General features: G+C 69.8%; 17 protein-coding genes. 9 read left to right on the top strand and 8 right to left on the bottom strand.

Annotated features, from left to right (window positions below):
- Window positions 1-52 precede the first annotated feature (52 nt).
- Window positions 53-5,113, top strand: a complete 5,061-nt coding sequence (locus tag AC1DH3_RS08125; RefSeq protein WP_476909009.1) for an Lhr family helicase — start codon at window positions 53-55, stop codon at window positions 5,111-5,113.
- Window positions 5,106-5,942 carry a DNA-formamidopyrimidine glycosylase family protein gene (locus AC1DH3_RS08120; RefSeq protein ID WP_476909008.1) on the top strand — a complete coding sequence of 279 codons (837 nt, stop codon included), beginning with the start codon at window positions 5,106-5,108 and terminating at the stop codon, window positions 5,940-5,942. The genes AC1DH3_RS08125 and AC1DH3_RS08120 overlap by 8 nt, the downstream gene beginning before the upstream one ends.
- Window positions 5,943-5,985: 43 nt before the next feature.
- Here the strand turns inward: AC1DH3_RS08120 and yczE are convergent, their stop codons facing one another.
- Window positions 5,986-6,666, bottom strand: coding sequence for a membrane protein YczE (gene yczE, locus AC1DH3_RS08115; protein ID WP_476909007.1), 681 nt, complete (start codon window positions 6,664-6,666; stop codon window positions 5,986-5,988).
- A gap of 61 nt (window positions 6,667-6,727) precedes the next feature.
- On the opposite strand from yczE, the gene yczR reads away from it, so the two are divergent.
- On the top strand, window positions 6,728-8,248 hold the full coding sequence (gene yczR, locus AC1DH3_RS08110; RefSeq protein ID WP_476909006.1) for a MocR-like transcription factor YczR: 1,521 nt from the start codon (window positions 6,728-6,730) through the stop codon (window positions 8,246-8,248).
- A gap of 105 nt (window positions 8,249-8,353) precedes the next feature.
- On the opposite strand, the gene AC1DH3_RS08105 is transcribed toward yczR, so the two are convergent.
- The gene (locus tag AC1DH3_RS08105; protein WP_476909005.1) at window positions 8,354-9,046 is read right to left on the bottom strand and encodes an SRPBCC family protein; all 693 of its coding nucleotides are present in this window, start codon (window positions 9,044-9,046) and stop codon (window positions 8,354-8,356) included.
- Complete coding sequence (locus AC1DH3_RS08100) at window positions 9,039-9,731, bottom strand: helix-turn-helix domain-containing protein (protein ID WP_476892844.1); 693 nt, start codon at window positions 9,729-9,731, stop codon at window positions 9,039-9,041. The genes AC1DH3_RS08105 and AC1DH3_RS08100 overlap by 8 nt, the downstream gene beginning before the upstream one ends.
- Window positions 9,732-9,919: 188 nt before the next feature.
- On the opposite strand from AC1DH3_RS08100, the gene AC1DH3_RS08095 reads away from it, so the two are divergent.
- Window positions 9,920-10,855: an RluA family pseudouridine synthase gene (locus AC1DH3_RS08095; RefSeq protein ID WP_476909059.1), complete on the top strand. Its 936-nt coding sequence runs from the start codon at window positions 9,920-9,922 to the stop codon at window positions 10,853-10,855.
- 43 nt (window positions 10,856-10,898) lie between these two features.
- A complete protein-coding gene (locus tag AC1DH3_RS08090; RefSeq protein WP_441418973.1) occupies window positions 10,899-11,543 on the top strand; it encodes a DedA family protein in 645 nt (214 codons plus the stop codon).
- A gap of 63 nt (window positions 11,544-11,606) precedes the next feature.
- Here the strand turns inward: AC1DH3_RS08090 and AC1DH3_RS08085 are convergent, their stop codons facing one another.
- The 3 genes from AC1DH3_RS08085 to AC1DH3_RS08075 form a co-directional block, all read right to left on the bottom strand.
- On the bottom strand, window positions 11,607-11,912 hold the full coding sequence (locus tag AC1DH3_RS08085; RefSeq protein WP_441418972.1) for a hypothetical protein: 306 nt from the start codon (window positions 11,910-11,912) through the stop codon (window positions 11,607-11,609).
- A gap of 42 nt (window positions 11,913-11,954) precedes the next feature.
- The gene (ppc, locus tag AC1DH3_RS08080; protein ID WP_476909004.1) at window positions 11,955-14,774 is read right to left on the bottom strand and encodes a phosphoenolpyruvate carboxylase; all 2,820 of its coding nucleotides are present in this window, start codon (window positions 14,772-14,774) and stop codon (window positions 11,955-11,957) included.
- A 242-nt stretch (window positions 14,775-15,016) separates the two neighbouring features.
- Window positions 15,017-15,697 carry an NADPH-dependent F420 reductase gene (locus AC1DH3_RS08075; RefSeq protein WP_476909003.1) on the bottom strand — a complete coding sequence of 227 codons (681 nt, stop codon included), beginning with the start codon at window positions 15,695-15,697 and terminating at the stop codon, window positions 15,017-15,019.
- 209 nt (window positions 15,698-15,906) lie between these two features.
- On the opposite strand from AC1DH3_RS08075, the gene AC1DH3_RS08070 reads away from it, so the two are divergent.
- Window positions 15,907-16,542 (top strand): TetR/AcrR family transcriptional regulator, encoded by a 636-nt coding sequence (locus AC1DH3_RS08070; protein WP_476909002.1) that lies wholly within the window; start codon window positions 15,907-15,909, stop codon window positions 16,540-16,542.
- Window positions 16,543-16,621: 79 nt separating this feature from the next.
- The gene (locus AC1DH3_RS08065; RefSeq protein WP_476909001.1) at window positions 16,622-17,449 is read left to right on the top strand and encodes a DUF1684 domain-containing protein; all 828 of its coding nucleotides are present in this window, start codon (window positions 16,622-16,624) and stop codon (window positions 17,447-17,449) included.
- Between the two features lie 17 nt (window positions 17,450-17,466).
- Here AC1DH3_RS08065 and AC1DH3_RS08060 read toward each other — a convergent pair whose 3' ends face one another.
- Together AC1DH3_RS08060 and AC1DH3_RS08055 are read right to left on the bottom strand one after the other, a co-directional pair.
- On the bottom strand, window positions 17,467-18,600 hold the full coding sequence (locus AC1DH3_RS08060; RefSeq protein WP_476909058.1) for an acyl-CoA dehydrogenase family protein: 1,134 nt from the start codon (window positions 18,598-18,600) through the stop codon (window positions 17,467-17,469).
- Between the two features lie 80 nt (window positions 18,601-18,680).
- The gene (locus tag AC1DH3_RS08055) at window positions 18,681-19,505 is read right to left on the bottom strand and encodes an SDR family NAD(P)-dependent oxidoreductase (protein WP_441418968.1); all 825 of its coding nucleotides are present in this window, start codon (window positions 19,503-19,505) and stop codon (window positions 18,681-18,683) included.
- 159 nt (window positions 19,506-19,664) lie between these two features.
- Between AC1DH3_RS08055 and AC1DH3_RS08050 the strand changes: the two genes are divergently transcribed.
- Window positions 19,665-21,011 (top strand): glycoside hydrolase family 76 protein, encoded by a 1,347-nt coding sequence (locus tag AC1DH3_RS08050; RefSeq protein ID WP_476909000.1) that lies wholly within the window; start codon window positions 19,665-19,667, stop codon window positions 21,009-21,011.
- A 164-nt stretch (window positions 21,012-21,175) separates the two neighbouring features.
- Complete coding sequence (locus tag AC1DH3_RS08045) at window positions 21,176-22,228, top strand: iron ABC transporter substrate-binding protein (RefSeq protein WP_441418966.1); 1,053 nt, start codon at window positions 21,176-21,178, stop codon at window positions 22,226-22,228.
- Window positions 22,229-22,231: the final 3 nt, after the last annotated feature.

Raw genomic sequence — 22,231 nt, 5'->3', positions numbered from 1 at the left:
CCGCCAAATCGCGCCGCAAAATAGTGTCGGTGCCTTAAGGCATGATGGAGGAATGAAGGGGCAGGAGCTCGCCGGCGGCACACTTGCGGCCGAGGCCATGGACCGGTTCAGCCGGCCGACCCGGGAGTGGTTCCTGGGCGCTTTCTCCGCGCCCACGCCGGCGCAGAACGGCGCCTGGAATGCCATTTCCTCAGGAGCGCACGCCCTGGTGGTGGCGCCGACCGGCTCCGGCAAGACCCTCGCGGCGTTCCTCTGGGCACTGGACCGGTTGCTGGTCTCCGCACCGCCGGCCCCCGAGGAACTTCCCGGACTGCCCGGGCTGGATGCCGCGGCCACCAAGGGGCGGCGGAAGGCTCCGAAGCGGAAAACCCGTGTGCTGTATATCTCCCCGCTCAAGGCGCTGGGCGTCGACGTCGAACGCAACCTGCGCGCGCCGCTGATCGGCATCACCCAGACCGCCAAGCGCCTCGGCCTGCCCGCGCCGCTGATCACGGTTGGGGTCCGCTCCGGGGACACGACGGCGGCGGACCGACGCTCGCTGCTCAGCCACCCGCCGGACATCCTGATCACCACCCCCGAGTCCCTCTTCCTGATGCTCACCTCCAAGGCGCGCGAGACCCTTGACGAGGTGGACACCATCATCGTGGATGAGGTCCACGCCGTGGCCGGCACCAAGCGCGGCGCGCACCTGGCCGTCTCGCTGGAACGCCTCGACGCGCTGCTGCCCAAACCGGCCCAGCGGATCGGGCTCTCCGCGACGGTGGAACCGAAGGAACTCGTGGCGCAGTTCCTGGCGGGCTCCGCACCGGTCGAGATCGTCGCGCCGCCGTCCAAGAAGACCTGGGACCTGACCGTCTCCGTCCCGGTCGAGGACATGTCCGATCTCCAGGGCGCCGCCGGGGCCTTCGACTCGGGGCCGGCGTCCGGGCTGCAGCCGCACGCGTCGATCTGGCCGCACGTCGAGGAGAAGATCGTGGACCTGGTGCTGGCCAACCAGTCCACCATCGTGTTCGCGAACTCCCGCCGGCTCGCGGAACGGCTCACCGCCCGGCTCAACGAGATCTACGCCGAGCGCCAGCTGATGGCCGAAGGCGGCGGCTGGGACGAGGCAGCCGGCGGTGCGGCGGGGCCGGACGGTTCGCTGCCCGCCTCGACCGCGACGCCGGCGCACATGATGGCCCAGGCCGGCAGCACCGCGGGCGCCGACCCGGTCCTGGCCCGGGCACACCACGGGTCCGTGTCGAAGGACCAGCGCGCCATGATTGAAGACGACCTGAAATCCGGCCGGCTGCGCTGCGTCGTGGCCACCTCCTCGCTGGAACTCGGCATCGACATGGGCGCGGTGGACCTCGTGGTGCAGGTCGAGTCGCCGCCCTCGGTGGCCAGCGGGCTGCAGCGGGTGGGCCGGGCCGGCCACCAGGTCGGCGAGATCTCCCAGGGAGTGCTCTTGCCCAAGCACCGGGCGGACCTTGTCCACACGGCCATCACCGTGGAACGCATGCTGGACGGCAAGATCGAACGGCTCTACGTCCCGGCCAACCCGCTGGACATTCTCGCCCAGCAGACCGTTGCCGCGACCGCGCTCGGCGCGATCGACGTCGAGGAGTGGTTCGCCACCGTCCGCCGCTCCGCACCTTTCGCCTCGCTCCCGCGCTCCGCGTTCGAGGCCACGCTGGACCTGCTGGCCGGACGCTATCCGTCCGACGAATTCGCCGAACTGCGGCCCAGGATTGTCTGGGACCGCAACGCCGGCACCATCGAAGGACGCCCCGGCTCGCAGCGGCTGGCCGTGACCTCCGGCGGCACCATCCCGGACCGCGGCATGTTCGGGGTGTACATCATCGGCACGGAGGTGGAGGGCACCGGCTCCCCCGGCGGCACCGGCGACGGCAAGGCCGCGGGCCAGGCATCCACGGCCAAGGGCGGCCGCCGGGTGGGTGAACTCGATGAAGAGATGGTCTACGAATCCCGCGTCGGCGACATCTTTGCCCTCGGCGCCACCAGTTGGAAGATCGAAGACATCACGCACGACCGCGTCCTTGTCTCCCCCGCCTTCGGCCAGCCGGGCAAGTTGCCGTTCTGGCGGGGCGACTCGCTCGGCCGGCCGGTGGACCTGGGCCGGGCCCTCGGCGCGTTCATGCGCGAACTTTCGGCGTCCGACGTCGGCCCGGCCACCGAGCGCTGCAAGGCCACCGGCCTGGACGACTTCGCCGCCAACAACCTGATCCAGTACCTCGCCGAGCAGAAGCTCGCCACCGAGGTGGTCCCCAGCGACACGACCCTCGTGGTCGAGCGCTTCCACGACGAGCTCGGCGACTGGCGGGTGGTGCTGCACAGCCCCTTCGGCATGCCGGTGCACGCGCCGTGGGCCCTCGCCGTGGGCCAGCGGCTGCAACAGCGCTACGGGATGGACGGCTCCGCGATGGCCGCCGACGACGGCATCGTGCTGCGGGTGCCGATGATGGAGGACGAACCGCCTGGCGCCGAACTGTTCCTCTTCGAGCCCGAGGAGCTGGAACAGATTGTCACCGCAGAGGTCGGCGGCAGCGCTCTGTTTGCCTCCCGTTTCCGGGAGTGCGCCGCCCGCGCCCTGTTGCTGCCCCGGCAGACCCCCGGAAAGCGGCAGCCGCTCTGGCAGCAGCGGCAACGCTCGGCCCAGCTGCTGGACGTCGCCCGGAAGTACCCGACCTTCCCGATCGTGCTCGAAACCGTGCGCGAATGCCTGCAGGACGTCTACGACCTTCCGGCCCTGAAGGACATTGCCGCCTCGATCGAGCGGCGCGAACTGCGGATCCTGCAGACCACCACGCAGCAGCCCTCGCCGTTCGCGAAGTCCCTGCTCTTTGGCTACGTGGCGCAGTTCCTCTACGAGGGCGATTCGCCGCTGGCCGAGCGCCGGGCCGCCGCCCTGGCGCTGGATTCCACCCTGCTCAACGAACTGCTGGGCCGGGTGGAGCTGCGCGAACTGCTCGACGCGAAGGTCATCGAGGCCACCGAGCTTGAACTCCAGCGCCTCGCGCCGGACCGCCGAATGCGCGGGCTGGAGGGCGTGGCCGACCTGCTCCGGCTGCTGGGCCCGCTCACCCCCGACGAAGTCGCCGCCCGGCTGGAGGCCGAGATCCAGCCCGCCGCAACCAAGGCCGCGTCCGGAACGGAGCTTGCCGACGCTGCAGCAGGAGAGGGCGCCGTCGACGGCGTGCCCGATGCGGGGCCGGAGCCCGCCAAAATCGCGGCCGGCAGCCCCGAGGCCGCGGCGCACCTGGCCGCGCTACAGCGGGCCAACCGTGCGATCAAGGTCAACATCGGCGGCGCCGAGCGGTTCGCCGCTGTCGAGGACGCCGCCAGACTACGCGATGCCCTCGGTGTTCCATTGCCGATGGGCGTGCCGCTGGCGTTCATCGAACCCGTCGCGGACCCGTTGGGCGACCTCGTTTCGCGGTACGCCCGGACTCACGGGCCCTTTACCGCCGCCGAGGCCGCCGCCCGGCTGGGACTCGGCGTCGCCGTCGTCGGCACGGCGCTCAAGCGGCTGGCCGCGGATGGGCGCGCCGTCGAGGGCGAGTTCCGGCCCCACGTCACGGCACCGGAAAGCGGGTCAGCCGGGGAGCCGGCGGACGCGCCTGCCCCGGCTGCCCCGCCGGCTCCGGCGACCGTTATGCCTTCGGCAAGCGCCAGCGAATGGTGCGACGCCGAGGTGCTCCGCAAGCTCCGCCGCCGCTCCCTGGCCGCGCTGCGCGCCGAGGTCGAGCCCGTGGATATGTCCGCCTACGGGCGGTTCCTCCCGGCCTGGCAAAACGTACGGACACCCGGCACCCGGGGGCAGTCGGCGCTGCGCGGGCTGGACGGCATCATCACCGCCATCGACCAGCTCTCCGGCGTGCCGATTCCGGCTTCCGCCTGGGAACCGCTGGTCCTGGCCAGCCGCGTCTCCAACTACCAGCCGGCCATGCTCGACGAGCTCATGGCCGCCGGCGAGGTCCTCTGGTCCGGAGCCGGCTCACTGCCCGGCAACGACGGCTGGGTAAGCCTGCACCTGGCCGATTCCGCCGAATTGACCCTGAACCCGGCCCTGGACTTCGAACCCGGCGACGCGCAGCAGCGGCTCCTGGACCACCTGCGGAACAACGGCGGCGGTTACTTCTTCCGGCAGCTAACCGACATTGCCGGCGGGATGGATTCGGTACTCAGCGACCAGGACGTCGTGTCCGCACTCTGGGATTTGGCCTGGGCGGGCCGGATCACCGGCGATACGTTCGCTCCGGTCCGGGCGCTGATCGCGGGCGGGCACACCGCGCACCGGCAGGTCGGGCGCGCCCCGCGGGCCCGTGCGCCCAGGCTCAGCCGGCTGGGACGCGCCCACGGGACCGGCCTGCTCGGATCGCCGGGCCTTACCGGCGGCCGTTACGGCTCCGTCAGCGGCGCCGCCCCGACGCCTCCCCTGGCTGCGGGGCGCTGGTCCGCGCTCCCGGCCCCCGAACTCGACGCCACCATCCACGCCCGCGCCACCGCCGAACTCCTGCTCGACCGGTACGGCGTAGTCACCCGCGGATCGGTCATGGCGGAGAACATCCTGGGCGGCTTCGGCCTGATGTACAAGGTGCTGGCCCGGCTCGAGGAAGCCGGGCGCTGCCGCCGCGGCTACTTCATTGAGCACCTCGGCGCAGCCCAGTTCGCCGTGCCGGCCACCGTGGACCGGCTGCGCTCCTACGTCGAGGACGCCCAGCTGAACAAGGCCGAGCCGGTCGCCCTGGCACTCGCCGCCACGGACCCCGCGAACCCTTACGGGGCCGCGCTGCCGTGGCCGGCCGTGAATGAGGAGGCAGGCACCGGCCACCGGCCGGGCCGGAAGGCAGGTGCCCTGGTGGTGCTGGTCGACGGAGCCCTGGTCCTCTACGTCGAACGCGGCGGGAAGACCCTGCTGGCGTTCAGCACCGACGCCGAAGTCCTGGCCGCCGCCGGCGCAGCCCTCGTGGGTGTCGTGACCCGGGGCGCCGTCGACAAGCTCATCATGGAAAAGGTCAACGGCCACGGCATCCTGGACACCCCCGTTGCCGCCGCCCTGGCCCAAGCCGGCGCCTACTCCACCCCGAAGGGACTGAGGATCCGTGCCTGAGGGCGATTCCGTTTTCCGCGCTGCGGCGCAGCTGCACGCCGCGCTGGCCGGCAAGGAGTTGTTGGCGTCCGATTTCCGGGTGCCGCGCTTCGCCACGCTGAAGCTGGGCGGCTGGACCGTCCAGGAGGTCGTCCCCCGCGGCAAGCACCTGCTGATGCGCGTGACGGGACCGGCCCCGAAGGACCGGCTCACTATCCACTCACACTTGAAGATGGAGGGGAACTGGCAGGTCTATCCCCCCGGCGGGCGCTGGCGCAAGCCCGGTTTCACCGCCCGCTGTGTGCTCCGCACGGCGTCGGCGGACGCCGTCGGATTTTCGCTCGGGCTGCTGGAGGTCATCCCGACGGCGGAGGAGGCCAGCGTCGTGGGCCACCTCGGACCGGATCTGCTCGGCCCGGACTGGGACATGGCGGAAGCCGAACGCCGCCTGCTCGCGGCACCCGAGGTGCCGATCGGCGTCGCGCTCCTGGACCAGCGCAACCTGGCCGGCATCGGCAACATCTACCGCTGCGAGGCGTGTTTCCTGTCCGGCGTCCACCCGGCGTCGCCGGTCGCGGCGGTCCCGGACCTGGCGGCGATGATCACCGACGCGAAGGTCCTGCTGACAGCCAACCTCGGCCCGGGCCGCCGCGTCACGGTGCTCAACGCTCGCGGCGTCCCGGTCGGCCGGACGGCAGGGCGGCCGGGCTACTGGGTGTACCGGCGGGAGCACCAGCCCTGCCTCAAATGCGGCACCCCCATCCGGCGCGGCGTCCTGGCCAAGGCCACCGGCACCGAGGAACGGGACATCTACTTCTGCCCCACCTGCCAGCCCCTGCTCGGAGCCTGACGCGGCCGGCCGGGTGCGCGGCCGCCAGGCTCCGTCCGTGGACCTAGGTGGCCGGTGTCGAAGCCCCGGCCACGGCCGCTTCCGCTTCCGGCTGGTCGTCCGCCGCGGGCAGGACCTCTCCGGCGGACTTCAGCTCGGCGGACTTCAGCTCCGGGACGGTGAAGCGCGGCAGCAGGAGCTGGACCAGGGGCCCGATGGCCAGCGCGTAGAGCACTGTCCCCACGCCCACCGAGCCGCCCAGCAGCCAACCGGCGCCCAGCACCACCACCTCGATACCGGTCCGCGCGCCCCGCACCGGCCAGCCGGTGCGCCGTGCAAGTCCGGTCATCAGGCCGTCCCGCGCTCCGGGCCCCAGGCGGGCACCGATGTACAGGGCGGAGGCCACGCCGTTGAGCAGCACGGCCCCGATCAGGAGCGCGACCTGGCCACCCAGGTGCGAGAACTTGGGGATCAGCGCCAGCCCGAGGTCGGCGAAGACCCCCACCAGCACGGCGTTGCTGACGGTGCCGACCCCGGGCCACTGCCGGAGCGGGATCCAGAGCAGCAGGACCAGGAAACTGACGATGATTACCACGGTGCCAAGACTCAGCCCGGTCCTGCCGGCGAGTCCCTGGTGGAAGACGTCCCACGGCGCCGTGCCCAGGCTGGCGCGGATGACCATGGCGAGCGAAACGCCGTACAGGGCTAGGCCGATCAGGAGCTGGAGGAGTCTGCGCGTCATCATGGCCACCATCCTGCCGGAAAACTGGCCTTGTAATCCATAGCCAGTTTGGAATACTGGCTTTATGTCCGGCTCCCTGAATCCGAGTTCCCTCACCCGCCTGCTGGGTAAGTGGAACGTCGGCGCCTCGCCCGCCTACCGCGAGCTGGCCGACGTGGTCCGCCTGCTCATCCTCGACGGCCGGATCCCGCTCGATGTGGCACTGCCCAGCGAGCGGTCGCTGGCAGCCATCCTCGGCATCAGCCGCACCACGGTGACTGCCGCCTACGCCCTGCTGCGCGAGCAGGGCTTCCTCAGCAGCGGCCAGGGCAGCCGGAGCCGGAGCTGCATCCCGAGCCACGGCCCGGCCCATCCCGGCGGGAACGACGGCGGCCTGCGGCTCAGCGGCGCCCCCGGGCTGGCGGTTCCCGACGGGATCCTCGACCTGGCCTACGCCTCGCTGCCAGCCAGCGGCGAAGTGGTGCACCGGGCGTTTGCCGCCGCACTGACGGAGCTGCCGGCGCTGCTGCCCGGCTTCGGGTACGACGCGCTCGGCGTGGGTCCGCTCCGGGAGGCGATTGCGGCCCGCTACACGGCGGCCGGGGTGCCCACCACCGCCGGGCAGATCCTGGTCACCTCCGGCGCGCAGCACGCCCTGAACATCGTGCTCCGGACCCTCGCCGGGCGGTCCGGGAAGGTGCTCGTGGAACATCCGAGCTACCCGAATGCCCTCGACGCGATCCGGGCCGCGGGCTGCCGCCCGGTGACGGTGGCCATGCCCGCGGCCCACGGCGGCGGCGCCCACACGGAGCACGCCCGCGCCGGGGGCCAGGCAGGCTGGGACCTGGAGGCGATGGAATCGGCGCTGCTGCAGCAGCGCCCGTCGATGGCCTACGTGGTGCCGGACTTCCACAACCCCACCGGCCGGCTCATGCCCGACGCCCAGCGGCGCCGCCTGGTAGCGGCCGCCGCGGCGTCAGGCACCGTGCTGGTGGCAGACGAGACGCTGCGGGAGCTGAACCTCGACGGCGCCAGCTCCACTCCGATGGCCGCGTTCGGGCCGGCGGTGGTGTCCCTGGGATCGCTCAGCAAGTCGCACTGGGCGGGGCTGCGCACCGGCTGGATCCGCGCCAGCGAGCCCCTGATCCAGCGCTTCGCCGCGGCGCGGACCACACTGGACCTGGGCGGTCCAGTGGTGGAGCAGCTCGCCGCGGCGCACCTGGTCAATGACCTGGCCGAGCCCCTGCCCGCCCGGCTCGCCGCGCTGCGCGGAAACCGGGATTGCCTGCTGGACCTGATCCGCGGGCATCTTCCGGACTGGGAGCCGGAGCGGCCCGTTGGCGGATTGTCGGTCTGGTGCCGTCTTCCCGCGCCCGTCAGTACCGCCCTGGCGGTGCTCGCCCCGGACTTCGGCATCCGCCTCGCGGCGGGACCCAGGTTCGGCGTCGGCGGCGCCTTCGAGTACTACCTGCGGCTGCCGTTCACCCTGCCGCCGGAGCAGCTCGAGTCAGCGGTGCTGGCCCTGCGCGCGGCCCAGGACCGGCTGGACCGCTCCCCGCAGCTGCGCCGGAACCTCCCCGCCCAGCCCGCCGCGGCCATCGCCTGACCCGGCCCCCGGCCCGTTTCGACGGTTCCCTGCCGATCCGGCGCTTGGAAACATCGAGCGGGCACGGAACCGTCGAAACGGCGAGTGGGGCTTGGTTGCGAAGACCTAGGCATAGACCTTCGCCAGGAATCCGGCCCAGGCGTCCGACGTCGCCCCGGTGTCCCCGCTGCCGCTGAAGTCGTGCACGGTCATGCCCACCGGCGCCCCGAAGTTGTTGCGGCCGAAGAAGCGGTACATCGCGTCGGCGGTCCGCAGGCCGAGGAAGTTTTCGTTGGCAAAGTCCACTTCGCCGGCCAGGTGCCCGACGCCGTCGACGTCCAGCTCCACCCCGTCGCCGGGGGCCGACCCGGCGACGCCGAGGGCCTTCTTGAGCCGGTCGAAGCCGTCCGGGACCTGGGACGCGGCCGGCGCCTGGATGTCCGTGAAGACGACGGGCCGGCCGTTGAAGTGCTGCAGGTACTGGCCCAGGGTGTGGAGGTAGAAGGCCGTGTGCTTGCTGGCGCCGTCGTACTGCTCGTCCCAGTTGTCTGCAAAAATGCCGCTGTGGACGTAGTGGAGCCGCGCCCGGCCGCTGTCTAGCGGTTCCAGCACGTGCTCCAGCTGGTTGAACCAGCCGTCCGGGCCGTCCATCCGGGTGACCAGATGCGAGGGGTACTCGTCCACGGTCCGCACCGCGGGCCACTGGTCCGTGGGAAACATCCAGGCGGGGGTGTCCTTCGTGACGGCCTCCCACACCTGTTCGGGCGTGCCGGGCAGTTCGGTGTCGTAAACGATCTCGAATTCGCGCTTGTCAGTCATTGTCCTGCTCCTTGGCTTGGCCGGTTGTGTCTTTCGGGGTTGCGTGGGTTGTTGTGCGTGCCGTCGCCTTCAGCGAGGGATGGAGTGCGACGACGAGCCGGTGCCTGCGTCCGGCCGGCCGGGCTGCCGGGGACTCTGGCGAGCCGTCCGCCGGGACGCCGCTGCCGCCGTCGTGATACTTGTCCACGAGCCGGGTCACCGCGACGCCGAGCTCTTCGGCGAAGGCCGCCCGGTCGGCCGCGGACCGGAAAGTGACCTCGCCGTCGATCGCGAAGGTGGCGAGTTTTTGCCTGGCCGCGGTGGCCCCGGCGATCAGCTGGCCCATTTCCTGGACCATGCGGGCCGCGAGCGCCAGCAGCCAGAACGCAGAGAAGCGGTCCGAGAACCGGTGCGGGTCCGGGGCCACGGAGGCAAGCGCCGCCGGCGAAATCAGGTACGACGCCGCCGTCGCCCGCAGGATGCGTTCGGTGACGTTGCCGCGCCTGCGCTCCTCGATGAGTTCGACCAGCCCATGCCGCTCGAGGGCTTTCAGGTGGTAATTCACTTTCTGCCGCGGCAGGCCCACCTTCGCGGCCAGCTGTGTTGCCGATCCTGGCTCGGCCAGCTCGCGCAGGATGCGGGTCCGGATCGGATCCAAGGATGCCTCCGCCGCGGCCGGGTCTTCGATCACTTCGATGTCCAACATGCTCCAAGTCTCGTTGCCGACAGTTTTATTTGTCAAGAACTTTTTTGTCGTCGGCCCCGTCTCGACGGTTCCCTGCCGATTCGGTGCTTGGAAACGTCGAGCGGGCACGGAACCGTCGAAAGGGCGGACGGGGCTTAGGTGGTAACGGAGCGGGGCGGCCGGGGCGGGCAAAGTAGAATGGACCGGTGATGCAATCCCCCCTGCCCGTGCGTGACGGCGTGAACGCGACCCGCCTGCGGCTGCCGGACGAGGGGCCGTGGGACACCGCCATGGATTACATGATGCACCGCTGGGGGCACATCGACCCGCAGGGCATCGAGGACCGTTTCGACGCCGGCGAGATCGTGGGCGAGGCCGGCGTACCGCTGGACCGCACCACCCCGCTGCAGCGCCACACCTTCATCTGGTACTACCGTTCGCTGCCGCCCGAGACCCGCATCCCGGTGGAACTGAACATCCTGCACCAGGACGAGCACCTCCTGGTCGTGGACAAGCCGCACTTCCTGCCCACCACCCCGGGCGGCACCTACATCCAGGAGTCGGCCCTGGTGCGCCTGCGGAACCAGCTGCGGCTGCCGGACCTGATCCCGATGCACCGACTGGACCGCATGACGGCCGGCATCCTGCTGCTCTCCACCAACCCCGAGACCCGCGGGAAATACCAGGTGCTCTTCGAGAAGCGCCAGGTTCAGAAGGAATACGAGTGCGTGTCCGCCGCGGAGCCCGCCCCGGGGCACCCCGCCGTCGACTTCCCGGTAGTCGTGCGCAACAGGATGACCAAGTCCCGCAGCTACCTGCTCGCCGAGGTCATCGAGGGCGTGCCCAACGCCGAGACCCGGATCGAGCGGTTGCGCACCTTTGACGCACCCGACGCCGCCGCCCCGCGCCGTGCGCTCTACCGGCTGGAGCCGCACTCGGGGAAGACGCACCAACTCCGCGTGCACATGGCGTCGCTGGGACTCGGGATTGTGAACGACGCGTTCTATCCCGAGCTGCTGGACAAGGCGCCGGACGACTACGCCAAACCGCTTCAGCTCCTGGCCCGCGGCATCCGCTTCGTGGACCCCATCTCGGGCAGCCCGGTGGAGTACCGCAGCCGGCTCGAACTTTCCGAAGCCCGCTAGCGCCAACCACTGATCCCCGCCGGATATGCGGTAACTTGTGCCCATGGACCTGGCCAATGCGGACACCTGGGGAGCCGCGATCTATTTCTGGATCATCCCCGTGGTCCTCGGCGACGCCATCTTCCCGCCGGTCCCCTCCGAGATGGTGGTCATCACCGCCGGAGCCCTGTCTGCCGACGGCCGGGCCAACGTTTTCCTGGTGGCAATTCTCGCCGCCCTGGCCTCCTGGCTGGGGGACATCATGGTCTTCCAGCTCTTCAAGCGCCGCCTCAGCCACGTGCTGGACCGGTGGAGCTGGGGCCGCAGGTTCCACAGCGGCGTGCACCTGGCCATCGCTCGGGCCGGACGATCGTCGACCTACGGGGCCATCATCGGCATCCGCTTCATCCCGGGCGGCCGACTTGCCACCACGGCCGCGGCGGGGATCGCCAACGTGTCCACCCGCGGTTTCAGTTTCTGCGCGGCGCTGGGCGGCAGCCTGTGGGCGGTCTGGTCGGTGGGCCTGGGGTACATCACAGGTTCGGCCACCAAGCTGCCGTTCTGGGCGAGCTCGCTGATCGGAGTGGGCCTTGGGCTGGTGATCGGCGCCGTCGTCGGGGTGGTCGTCACCCGCCGCCGCGGCAACCGCTCCCCCGTGGTGCAACCCGGCTCCCCCGAGGCGGACCCCGACGCGGAGCTGGACTTCTAGACCGGCACTTCCGCTCCCGCCACGGTCCGCGCTGCTGGGTCCGCGCTGCTGGGCCCCGCGCGGCTACACCGGCGCCCAGCGTCCCCTGTTGCGCCGCAGCACGGTCAGGTTCCCGGTCACCGCAACGCGTTCGACGGCGTCGCGCATCATGGCGGCCGACTCCAGCGCCTGGCTGTTCTCCGCGGCGTAGGCCGTGGCGTCCACCAGGAAGCGGAGGTTCAGCTGCGGGACCCCGCCGGCGAGTTCCAGCTGGTTGGCCTCCACGTGGTGCCGCGTTCCCAGCGCCTCCACGGCAGCCGCCATCACGGCTTCCGGCGGGGTGCCCGGCTTGAGTCCGGTGATCTTGAGTCTGGTCTGGAACGACGGCATGGAACAACCCTAGCCGGACGCGCCCCGGAGCCGGGGCGCGGACTACCCGGTGTTGCGCAGGCCCGCCGCGACGCCGTTGACGGTGATCAGCATGGCCCGCTGGAGGCGTTCGTCGATCTCGGCGTTGGGCATGCCCTCCCCTGCCGCGGCCTCGGCGCGGACGCGGCGCAGCAGCTCCACCTGCAGGTAACTGATCGGGTCCAGATACTGGTCCCGGATCTCGAGCGAGCGCTTGAGCGTGGGCTGCGCGTCGAGCAGCAGGTCCTCCCCCGTCAGGTTCTGGATCTCGGCCACGGTCAGCTCGTATTCGGCGCGGATGGCGTGGAACAGGTGGTGCAGCTCGGCCGGCACCAGGGTCGAAACGTAGTAGCCGGCAATGTCCATGTCCGTCTTGGCGAGCGTCATTTCGACGTTGGAGAGCACCGAGCGGAAGAAGTGCCAGCCGTCCATCATCTCCACGAGCTGGGCCGAGTTGCCTGCCTCGCGCGCAGCCTTAAGTCCGGAGCCGACGCCGAACCAGCCCGGCACGATCTGCCGCGACTGGGTCCAGCCGAATACCCACGGAATGGCCCGCAGCCCCTCGAGGCCCGCACCGGAATCGGGGCGCTTGGACGGGCGGGAGCCGATGTTCAGCGAGCCCAGCTGCTCCACCGGGGTGGAGGCCATGAAGTAGGCCGGCAGGTCCGGATCGTCGATCAGGGTCCGGTAGCGGGCGAATGCCGCATCGGAGATGGTCTCCATGACGTGGCCGTAACGCTCGCGCTGGTCCTCCGAGGTGCGCGGGGTGCGGTGCAGCGCCGATCCCTGCAGCACCGCGGCGAGGGAGAGCTCCAGGTTCTCGCGCGCGAGCTCGGGCAGCGAGTACTTGTCCGAGATGACCTCGCCCTGCTCGGTGAACTTGATCTCGCCTTCGAGCACGCCGTTGGGCTGGGCCATGATCGCGTCGTAGGTCGGGCCGCCGCCGCGGCCCACCGAGCCGCCGCGGCCATGGAAGAGCCGCACCCGGACGCCGTGCTTGGCCGCGACGTCGCGCAGCTTGCGCTGTGTCTTGTGGATTTCCCACTGGCTCGTCATCACGCCGGATTCCTTATTGGAGTCCGAGTAGCCGAGCATAATTTCCTGCACGTCGCCGCGCAGCCGGACCAGCTCGCGGTAGGACGCATCCGAGAGCAGCGCGTCCACGATCTCGGCCGAGGCGCGCAGCTCCTCGACGGTTTCCAGCAGCGGGGCGAAGCCGATCTTGGCATAGGGCGCCTCGCCGAAAAGGTTCACCAGCCCGGCCTCGCGGGCCAGCACGGCCGCGGCCAGGACGTCATCCGCGCCGCGGGTCATGGAAATGATGTACGTCTCGATCACGTCCGGGCCGTAGGTGCGCAGGGCGCGGCGGATCTCACGGAAGACGTCGTACGTGCCGTCCGCGACGCCGTCGAGCCTAATCGGGTGGCCGGAGAGCGGGCGGCGGGAGGCAAGCTCGGAGCCGAGCACTTCGAGCCGTTCGGCGCGGCTCAGTTCGGCGTAGCGCACGCCGGGGCCGCCGAGGCGGTCCATCAGCTGCCCGACGGCGTCGTGGTGGTGGTCGGCGTGTTCGCGGATGTCCAGCGTCGCGAGGTGCAGCCCGAAGGAGGCGATCGCGCGCCGGACGCGGGCCAGCGCACCGTCGGCGGCGAGGCCGGCGTGGTGGTTCCGCAGCGAGACCTCGAGCAGGCCCAGTTCGGCCAGGAGCTCGGCGGTGGCGGCGTAGTCGCGGCCGGGCTCGTGGGCCGAGCCGGCGGCGACCCGGCGGCCGGTGTTGAGCAGCTTGGCTTTGATGCAGGTGAGCTTGAGCCGGTACGGTTCCTGCGCGTTGAGCTCCAGGACGCGGCGGTCCAGTCCGGGCAGGTTCCCCAGGTCGACGTCGATCGAGTCCAGCAGCGCCTGGTCCGCCCCCGCCAGCGCGGTCGAGTTGGACAGGATGGAGATGAGCCCGTCGATCAGGCCGATGCTGATCCGGACGGCGTGCTGGTTCTGGATCTGCAGGATTTCGCGGGTGACGCCGGCGGTGACGTTGGGGTTGCCGTCCCGGTCACCGCCGATCCAGGAGCCGAAGCGGATCGGCGCCTTCGTGACGGGCAGGGTGACGCCGTGCTCGCCGAGGAGTTCGGACAGGTCCGAGAGCATCTCCGGCATGGCGTCGCCGAGGATCCCGGTGAGGTAGTAGATCGCGTTCCGGGCCTCATCCACAGGGGTGGGCCGGACCTGGCGGAGCTCGTCGGTCTGCCACATCTGGTCGATCACCTCGGCCAGCTGGCGGTCCTGGCGGCGGCGGGCCGAGGTGCCCTCCCGGGTGGATTCGGCCAGCACGTCGGAAAGCCGGCGGATCTTATCCAGCACCGAACGGCGAGAGGCTTCGGTGGGGTGCGCGGTGAAGATGGGCCGGACGTCGAGTTCATCCACGACATCCTGCAGCACGGCGGATCCGGCCTGTTCGGCGATTTCCTCGACGGCCTTGGCCAGCCAGCCGTCCTTTTCCTGCCGGCTCCGCAACCCGCGGACCCGGTGGACCTGCTCGGCGGCGTTGGCCAGGTGGAAGTAGAACGCGAAGGCCCGGACCAGGTCGGTTGCCTGCTCAAGCGGCAGCGACCCGAGCAGTTCGCGGACCTGGGCGACGACGTCGTACGAGCTCCACGGCCCGGTGGCATCGGCGCCGCCCCGGGCGGCCTCTTTCGATTCCTTGGTCAGCAGCCGCACCTGCTCGACGAGGTCGAGGAGCTCGGGGCCGTGCTGGCGGACCAGGGATTCGCCGAGGAGGGTGGACACCCGGCGGACGTCGGCGCGCAGTTCGGAGGCGAGGTCCGTACCGGAAGTCAATGCAGTGTCAGCCATGGAAACAATCTTTCGAGGGTTCGACTTGGCTCGTACACTGCGCTGGATACTGTGAGCCGGGTTACTTGTACCCATGGGATGTTACCCGGCTCACGCTCACGCGGGGAATCCGTCTCAGATAGTGTCGGGACCCTTGACGACGGCCGCTGCACCCAACTAACTCGCAGTTGTTGCCGTTTTCAGCGCTCAAAACGGCAACAACTGCGAGCCAGTTCGGCTGGACCCGGCGGGGCCCGGCGGTCTTAGCGGGCGATCTTGAAGTTGAAGTCCGCGTTTCCGAAGGCACCCCAGAGCCGCAGCCAGATCGGCAGGAGCATTTCCGTGCCGCGGGCCGTCGTGATGTCGCCCAGGTCGATGATGTCGCGGTGGCCCAGGTCCGCCAGCAGCCCCGCCACCACCGTCTTGGCGTCCGCGTCGTTGCCGGAGACGAACACCGAGTGGTCACCGCCGGCCACGCTGGCCGGGTCAACCATGATCCCGGCGTTCATCGTGTTGAGCGTCTTGACTACCCGCGCGTCCGGGAAGGCGCGCTGGATCTGCTCGCCGAGGCTGTCGGTGTTCACCGGGTTCAGCGACGGCGGGAAGCCCTGGGAGAAGTCGAGCGGGTTGGCGATGTCGACGATGACCTTGCCGGCCAGGTTGGCGGCGCCGGCGGCGGCCAGCGCATCGAGGGAACCGGTGCCGTTGGTGGCGTTGACAACGATCTCGCTGCCGGCGGCGGCCTCGGCGAAGGTGGTCAGGGAAATTTCGCCGTGCTCCGCGTACCACTGGGCAAACGGGATGCCGCCCATCGGTCCCGCCTCGGTCCGGGCCAGCGTGGCCTGCGGATCGCGGGTTCCGATGACGACGTCGTGGCCGAGCTTTGCCAGGGCGCCTGCGACGGCGGGGCCGACCGTGCCGGTGCCGAATACTGCAATTTTCATGGGGACCTCATTCGGTAGGACATTTTCGGATCATTGAGGGTAGACAAGTCCGTCTACCGCTGGGCGAGACGCTACCAGACAGAACTGTCTACGGCAAGCGTCCCGTCGGCGCACTGTGACCTGGGAGCGGCCTCGGCTGGCTCCGCCGGCCGCCCCGTCAGACGGCCCCGGACCGCGCCCGGACAGACTGGTCTGTGTACCATGAAGTTATGACGCCGACAGCAGCCACCGCACCAACCGCCGTCGGGCCGCGCAGTGTCCGGACGCCGGCAGGGCAGGCCAAGGACAAGATCCTGGCGACGGCCTTCCGGCTCTTCTACGCGCAGGGACTCCGGGCGGCCGGCATCGACACGATCATCGCCGAATCCGGCGTCGCGAAGGCCACCTTCTACAAGTACTTCCCGGCCAAGGATGACCTGATCCTGGCCTATCTGGAACAGGTTGACGGGGTCTGGACCGGGCAGCTGCACGCCGCCGCCGAAGCCGCCGGGCCGGACGCCGCGGATCAACTCGTGGGCCTGTTCGACGCGCTCTCCACCGCCTGCCGTCGGGACGGCTACCGCGGCTGCGCCTTCATCAACGCCGCGGCCGAGTCGGCCTCCGGCACCCGGGTGCATGAACGGACGGTCGCCCACAAACAGCACATCCTGGCGTGGATTCGGGACCTGGCGGAGCAGGCCGGCGCCCAGGATCCGGACGGACTGGCCCGCAGCCTGACCCTCGTCCTCGACGGCGGCCTGGCCAGCGGTGTGCTCGACGCCGACCCCGCCGCTGCCGCCGCCGCCCGCACCACCGCGGCCCAACTGGTTACGGCCGCCCTGACCAACCCGCCCACCCCCAACTGACAGACAGTTGTTGCCGTTTTGAGCCCTCAGAACGACAACAACTGCGAGCTAGTTGGGCTGATACCCGCAGAGGTGCCCTTTGACCGCCGCCCCGTCCCCCACTGACGCACAACTCGCCCGCTGGCAGCGCTTCCGCAAGAACCGCAACGAGGCCCTCGCCAGTCACTACGGCTGGCTCACCCTGACCTCCTTCCAGTGGCTGCCGGAGAGCCCGGCCGCCGTCGAACTCGTCCCCGGCCTCTGGTCCACGGACGGCACGACGGCGTTCCTTACCGCAGCCGCGGGCGACGGGCTGACCCTGGTGGAGACCGGCGAGCCCGTGGACGGGACCATCAGCGCGGCGCTTAGCAATGAAGAGTCGCTGCTGTGGGTCCAGTTCTGCGGAACGGACGGCCGGCAGGTCAGGGTGGAGCTCGCCATGCGGGCCAACAGATACGCGCTGCGCACCCGGGATTCGAAGTCGCCGGTGTTCACCGGGTTCGACGGCGTACCCACCTTTGATTACCGGCCGGACCTGGTCATCGAGGCGCGGTTTACGCCCTATCCCGAGCCGGTGGACGTGCCCATCGGGACCGCCAACCCGCTGGTGGACGGCGTGCACCGTTCCGTCGGCGAGCTCGTGTTCCGGCTCCCCGGCCAGGAGCATGAATGCCACCTGCAGGCCGAGGAGGAGAAACTCGGCGCCCTCACCGTCACGTTCCACGATGAGACCAATGGAGACACGACGGACGAATGGCGCAAGGTCTCCACGGCGCGGCCGCGGCCGGACAACACCGTGGTCCTGGACTTCAACCGGGCCATCAACTACCCCAGCGCCTTCACCCCGTACGGCACCTGCCCCATGCCGGTGAAGAACAACAGCCTGGACTACCGGATCGAAGCCGGCGAAAAGCAGCCCTTCGCCTAGCAGCAGGGCCCGGCTGGCTAGACGATCGCGGACACTCCGGTCACGGCGCGGCCCACGATCAGGGTGTTGATCTCGTACGAGCCCTCATAGGTATAGATCGCCTCGGCATCGGCGAAGATCTTCGCCATCCGGTAGTCGGTGACGATCCCGTTGCCGCCCAGCAGGGACCGGCCCATCGCCACGGTTTCCCGCATCCGGGCGCTCACATAGGACTTCGCCAGCGCCACCTGTGGCATGTCGGCCGCGCCCGCATCCTGCAGCTGGGCAATCCGGACCATCATGCCCATGCTGGCCACCGCGTTCCCGAGCATGGTCACCAGCTGCTGCTGGACCAGCTGGAACTTGGCCAGCGGCCGCCCGAACTGGCGGCGTTCGACGGCGTACTGCCGGGCGACGTCGAACGCGGCAAGCTGTTGCCCCACGCCCTGCCAGGCGACCATGATCCGCGAACCCCGCAGCAGCTCGTTGGTGTCCTCGAAACTGTTGATCCCCGCGAACCGGTCGGCCTCGGCCACCTGCACGTCGGTGAACACGATGTCGGCGTTCTGCACGGTCCGCAGCGCGATCTTGTTTTCGATCCGGCTCCGGCGCACGCCGGGCAGCGTGGCGTCGACAATGAAGCCGCGGATGCCGCCGTCGGCCTCGTCGCGGGCCCAGACCAGCATGTAGTCGCAGAACGTCCCGTTGCCGATCCAGCGCTTGGCACCGTTGAGCACCCAGTGGTCGCCGCTGTCCCCGCCGGACACGCGCCGCGCTGTGGTCTCCATCCCGCCGGCCACGTCGGAGCCGTGGTCCGGCTCGGTCAGTGCGAAGGCCCCGGTGGTGCGCAGGTCGGCCGCGTCCTTCAGCAGCCGGGCCTTCTGCTCCTCGGAACCAAAACCGTAGAGCGACTCCACGAACAGGTCATGGTGGACCAGGAAGAAGGTCGCCAGCGAGGTGTCCACCCGGGTCATCTCGGCGATGACCAGGCCGGCGAACAGGTTGCTGTAGCCGCGCTGGGCCGGTGCGCTGAGCTCCAGCGCCGCCAGCTTGGGCAGGATATGCGCCGGGAACTCGGCGTCGTTCCACCACTGGGTGGCGAACGACGCCACCTCGCGGGCCAGGAAGTCCCGGAGTTCGGCCAGTTTCGCCTGTTCGGCAGCGCTCAGCATCGACTCAAAGTCAAAGAAATCGGCAGTCGGCAGCCCGGACACTGCCGGGTCCGCGGCAGCTGAAGTGCCCACGTCGAGGGTCACTTCGGTCCCATCCGGATGGCGCCGTCGAGCCGGATGGTCTCACCGTTAAGCATGGCGTTGTCCACGATATGCGCGGCGAGGTTCGCGTATTCGGCGGGCCGGCCGAGCCGGGACGGGTGCGGCACCTGCGCACCCAGCGAGTCCTGCGCCTCCTGCGGCAGCCCGGCCATCATGGGGGTTTCGAAGATGCCGGGCGCGATCGTGACGACGCGGATCAGCGAGCGCGCCAGTTCGCGGGCGATCGGCAGCGTCATGGCGGCGACGGCGCCCTTGGAAGCCGAGTAGGCCGGCTGGCCGATCTGTCCGTCGAACGCAGCGACAGAGGCGGTGTTGATGATGACGCCGCGCTCCTCGCCGCCCAGCTCGGTTGCAACTGGCTCGGTGGCGGCCATCGCCGCGGCGGCCAGGCGGATGACGTTGAAGGTGCCGATGAGGTTGATCTGGATGACCCGGCTGAAGGTCTCCAGCGGCAGCACACCGTCCCGGCCCAGCACCTTGCCTGGAGTGGCGATGCCGGCGCAGTTCACCACGATCCGCAGCGGCCCAAGGGCGACAGCGGCGTCGACGGCGGCCTGCACCTGCTCCTCGCTGGTGACGTCCGCCGGGACAAAGACGGCACGGTTCGCCGGTACCGGCGCACCGCCGCCCGCAGCGCCGCCGTCGGCAGACGCATTGAGCTCGGCGGCTAAAGCGTCCCCGGCCGAGGCCGGCAGGTCCACCAGCACCACGGACGCGCCGGCATCGAACAGCCGCCGGGCCGTCGCGGCCCCCAGACCGGAAGCGCCGCCCGTGATCAGTGCGACAGTACCCAAGACGTCCATACATCCTCCTTGATGTGGAACCGCAACCCGGCCGTGAGCTGTGCGCAACCCACTGGCACCAGGGAACATTAGTTAGTTCAGGTTAACTGGAATGCAAACATTGCGCACCTCGGCCCTGAGATTCCGCGCCGGAGCCGCCGCCGCCACTAGGCTTGAACCATGACCGCAGCACCTGCCCATTCCCCCGCCCCGAACTGGTCTTTCCGCGCCGATGAGGCCGCGCGTTCGGTGACCCGGCTGTTCGGGCAGCGCCTCTTCTTCCTGCCCGGTACCCACATCGCCGCGATTTCCCGCCCCTCCGGCAGGCTCAAGAACCTGGCCCGGCCGTGGCACTACTGGTGGCAGGCGCACTATGTGGACTGCCTCGTGGACACCGGCCGCCGCGAACTCGGCGTCGAGGGCCACACCCCGGCCAAGTTCGACGGCGACAACCTGCCCAGCGCTGGCAAGCTGGCTTCCCGGCTGGTCACCGGCATCCGGCTGCGCAATTTCCTGACCGTCGTCAACAGCTACTACGACGACATGGCTTGGCTGGCCCTCGCCACCCTGCGGCTGGAGAAGCTCGCCGAAGACACCCGCAAGACCTCCGGCAGGCGCCGCAACGCCAAGGTCCTCAAGAGCCTCACCCTCCAGTTCGACTCGGCCTCGACCGACGACCTGGGCGGGGGCACGTTCTGGAGCAAGAAGCGCGACTTCAAAAACACCCCGGCCACGGCCCCGATCGCCTTGTACTACGCCCGGACCGGTCAGTCGGCCAAGGCACAGGCCCTGCTCGACTGGCTCGACGCCAAGCTCTACGACCCGGAACAGGGCCTGTACCGGGACGGCCTCCGGATCGCCCCCGGCGGGGAGCTGGTGCTGGAAAGCGCCATCTACACCTACAACCAGGGCCCGGTCCTGGGTGCGCTGCTGGAGCTGGGCGGTGAGGCGAACCTGGAACGGGCGGCCGCGCTGGTCGCCGCGGTGGGGCGCAGCCTCACGGTCCAGGCCCCGCTGCTGGGGCGCAAGGCCACGGTGCTCCGGTCCGAGGGAACCGGCGACGGCGGCCTCTTCACCGGTGTCCTCATCCGCTACTTGGCCCTTGCGGCCGTCGACGAACGGCTGTCCGCCGAGACCCGGGCCGAGGCGGCCCTGCTGGTGACGGATACCGCGGAGGCGTTCTGGGAGGGCCGCCGCCTGGTGGCGGCGCAGGAGCCGCTGGCACGCAACGGGGCACGGCTGGTCTTCTCGGCCCGCCCCGAGCTGCCGGCGCGCCGGAGCTACCCGGCGGGGTCCGCCGTCGAACTGTCCACACAGCTGCAGGCCTGGATGGTCATGGAAGCTGCGGCATCGATCGCCGGGAAGCTGCCCGCCGTCGGGAAGCCGTCCGCCGAGGAGTCCGGCGGAGAGTCCGCGGCCGAAAACGCTGGCGCTCCGGCCGTTGCCACCCCAGAGGCCGGCGCCACCCACGCGGGCGACGCCGCGCAGAGCGCCACAGCGGCCCAGGAAGCCTCCACAGGGAATTAGGTCACGCAATAGTTTCGTAATTGGTGTGATCCTCCTCACTTACGGCGCTCTCGGCTTGGTTGCTTAGGTTTGGCTAACCTACAGTTTTTCGTAGTGAGCATGCCCTAACTTCCCGCTCACGGAGGTTAGGCACCTACGACCTTTTCCTTGCAGAAAGTAGCCTCATGAAGATCCGCAATAATGCGCTGGCAGGCATCGCCCTCGCCGCCACCGCCGCCCTCAGCCTCGCAGCCTGTGGCTCCGGCGCATCGACCTCCGGCAGCACCACCGGAGCCGACGGCAAGCCGGCCGGCGAGATTACGGTCTACAACGCCCAGCACGAATCCCTGACCAAGGAATGGGTTGACGCCTTCACCGCGGAAACGGGCATCAAGGTCACCCTGCGCCAGGGCGACGACACCGAAATGTCCAACCAGATCATCCAGGAAGGCGCGGCCTCCCGCGCCGATGTGTTCCTCACCGAGAACTCCCCCGCCATGGCCCAGGTGGAAAACGCCGGGCTGTTCGCGGACGTGGACAAGGCCACCGTCGACCAGGTTCCGGCCGAGTTCCGGCCCTCGACGAACAAGTGGACCGGCATCGCCGCCCGCTCCACCGTGCTGGTCTATGACAAGGCCAAGCTGAGCCAGGACAAGCTGCCCAAGTCCATGCTGGACCTGGCCAAGCCCGAGTGGAAGGGCAAGTGGGCGGCATCGCCGTCCGGCGCCGACTTCCAGGCGATCGTCTCCGCCCTGCTCGAACTCAAGGGCGAGGCCGCCACTGAGGAATGGCTCAAGGGCATGAAGGAGAACTACAAGGCGTACAAGGGCAACAGCACTGCCATGAAGGCCGTCAACGCCGGCGAGGTGGACGCCGCCCTGATCTACCACTACTACTACTACGGCGACCAGGCCAAGACCGGCGAGAACTCCAAGAACGTCACGCCGCACTACTTCAAGAACCAGGACCCCGGCGCGTTCGTGTCCGTCTCCGGCGGCGGCGTGCTCAAGTCCTCGAAGAATGCGGCGGCCGCCCAGGCCTTCCTGAAGTTCATCACCGGCAAGAAGGGCCAGGAAGTGCTGCAAAAGGGCACCTCCTTTGAGTACGCCGTCGGCTCGGACGTCCCGTCCAACGACAAACTGGTTCCGCTCAAGGAACTGCAGGCACCCAAGGTCGATCCGGCCAAGCTGAACTCCGCCAAGGTCACCGACCTGATGACCAAGGCAGGACTGCTCTAAGCA

The sequence above is a fragment of the Arthrobacter sp. 05L428 genome, assembly GCF_056397665.1.
Note: the sequence above shows the minus strand (reverse complement) of the source record. Positions and strands in the feature narration are given on the sequence as shown.

Bases quoted from the DNA above. Each gene is read 5' to 3' on its own strand.
- AC1DH3_RS08125 (WP_476909009.1), top strand. From the start codon at position 53: ATGAAGGGGCAGGAGCTCGCCGGCGGCACACTTGCGGCCGAGGCCATG.
- yczE (WP_476909007.1), bottom strand. From the start codon at position 6,666: ATGATGACGCGCAGACTCCTCCAGCTCCTGATCGGCCTAGCCCTGTAC.
- yczR (WP_476909006.1), top strand. From the start codon at position 6,728: ATGTCCGGCTCCCTGAATCCGAGTTCCCTCACCCGCCTGCTGGGTAAG.
- AC1DH3_RS08105 (WP_476909005.1), bottom strand. From the start codon at position 9,046: ATGACTGACAAGCGCGAATTCGAGATCGTTTACGACACCGAACTGCCC.
- AC1DH3_RS08100 (WP_476892844.1), bottom strand. From the start codon at position 9,731: ATGTTGGACATCGAAGTGATCGAAGACCCGGCCGCGGCGGAGGCATCC.
- AC1DH3_RS08095 (WP_476909059.1), top strand. From the start codon at position 9,920: ATGCAATCCCCCCTGCCCGTGCGTGACGGCGTGAACGCGACCCGCCTG.
- AC1DH3_RS08090 (WP_441418973.1), top strand. From the start codon at position 10,899: ATGGACCTGGCCAATGCGGACACCTGGGGAGCCGCGATCTATTTCTGG.
- AC1DH3_RS08085 (WP_441418972.1), bottom strand. From the start codon at position 11,912: ATGCCGTCGTTCCAGACCAGACTCAAGATCACCGGACTCAAGCCGGGC.
- ppc (WP_476909004.1), bottom strand. From the start codon at position 14,774: ATGGCTGACACTGCATTGACTTCCGGTACGGACCTCGCCTCCGAACTG.
- AC1DH3_RS08075 (WP_476909003.1), bottom strand. From the start codon at position 15,697: ATGAAAATTGCAGTATTCGGCACCGGCACGGTCGGCCCCGCCGTCGCA.
- AC1DH3_RS08070 (WP_476909002.1), top strand. From the start codon at position 15,907: ATGACGCCGACAGCAGCCACCGCACCAACCGCCGTCGGGCCGCGCAGT.
- AC1DH3_RS08060 (WP_476909058.1), bottom strand. From the start codon at position 18,600: ATGCTGAGCGCTGCCGAACAGGCGAAACTGGCCGAACTCCGGGACTTC.
- AC1DH3_RS08055 (WP_441418968.1), bottom strand. From the start codon at position 19,505: ATGGACGTCTTGGGTACTGTCGCACTGATCACGGGCGGCGCTTCCGGT.
- AC1DH3_RS08050 (WP_476909000.1), top strand. From the start codon at position 19,665: ATGACCGCAGCACCTGCCCATTCCCCCGCCCCGAACTGGTCTTTCCGC.
- AC1DH3_RS08045 (WP_441418966.1), top strand. From the start codon at position 21,176: ATGAAGATCCGCAATAATGCGCTGGCAGGCATCGCCCTCGCCGCCACC.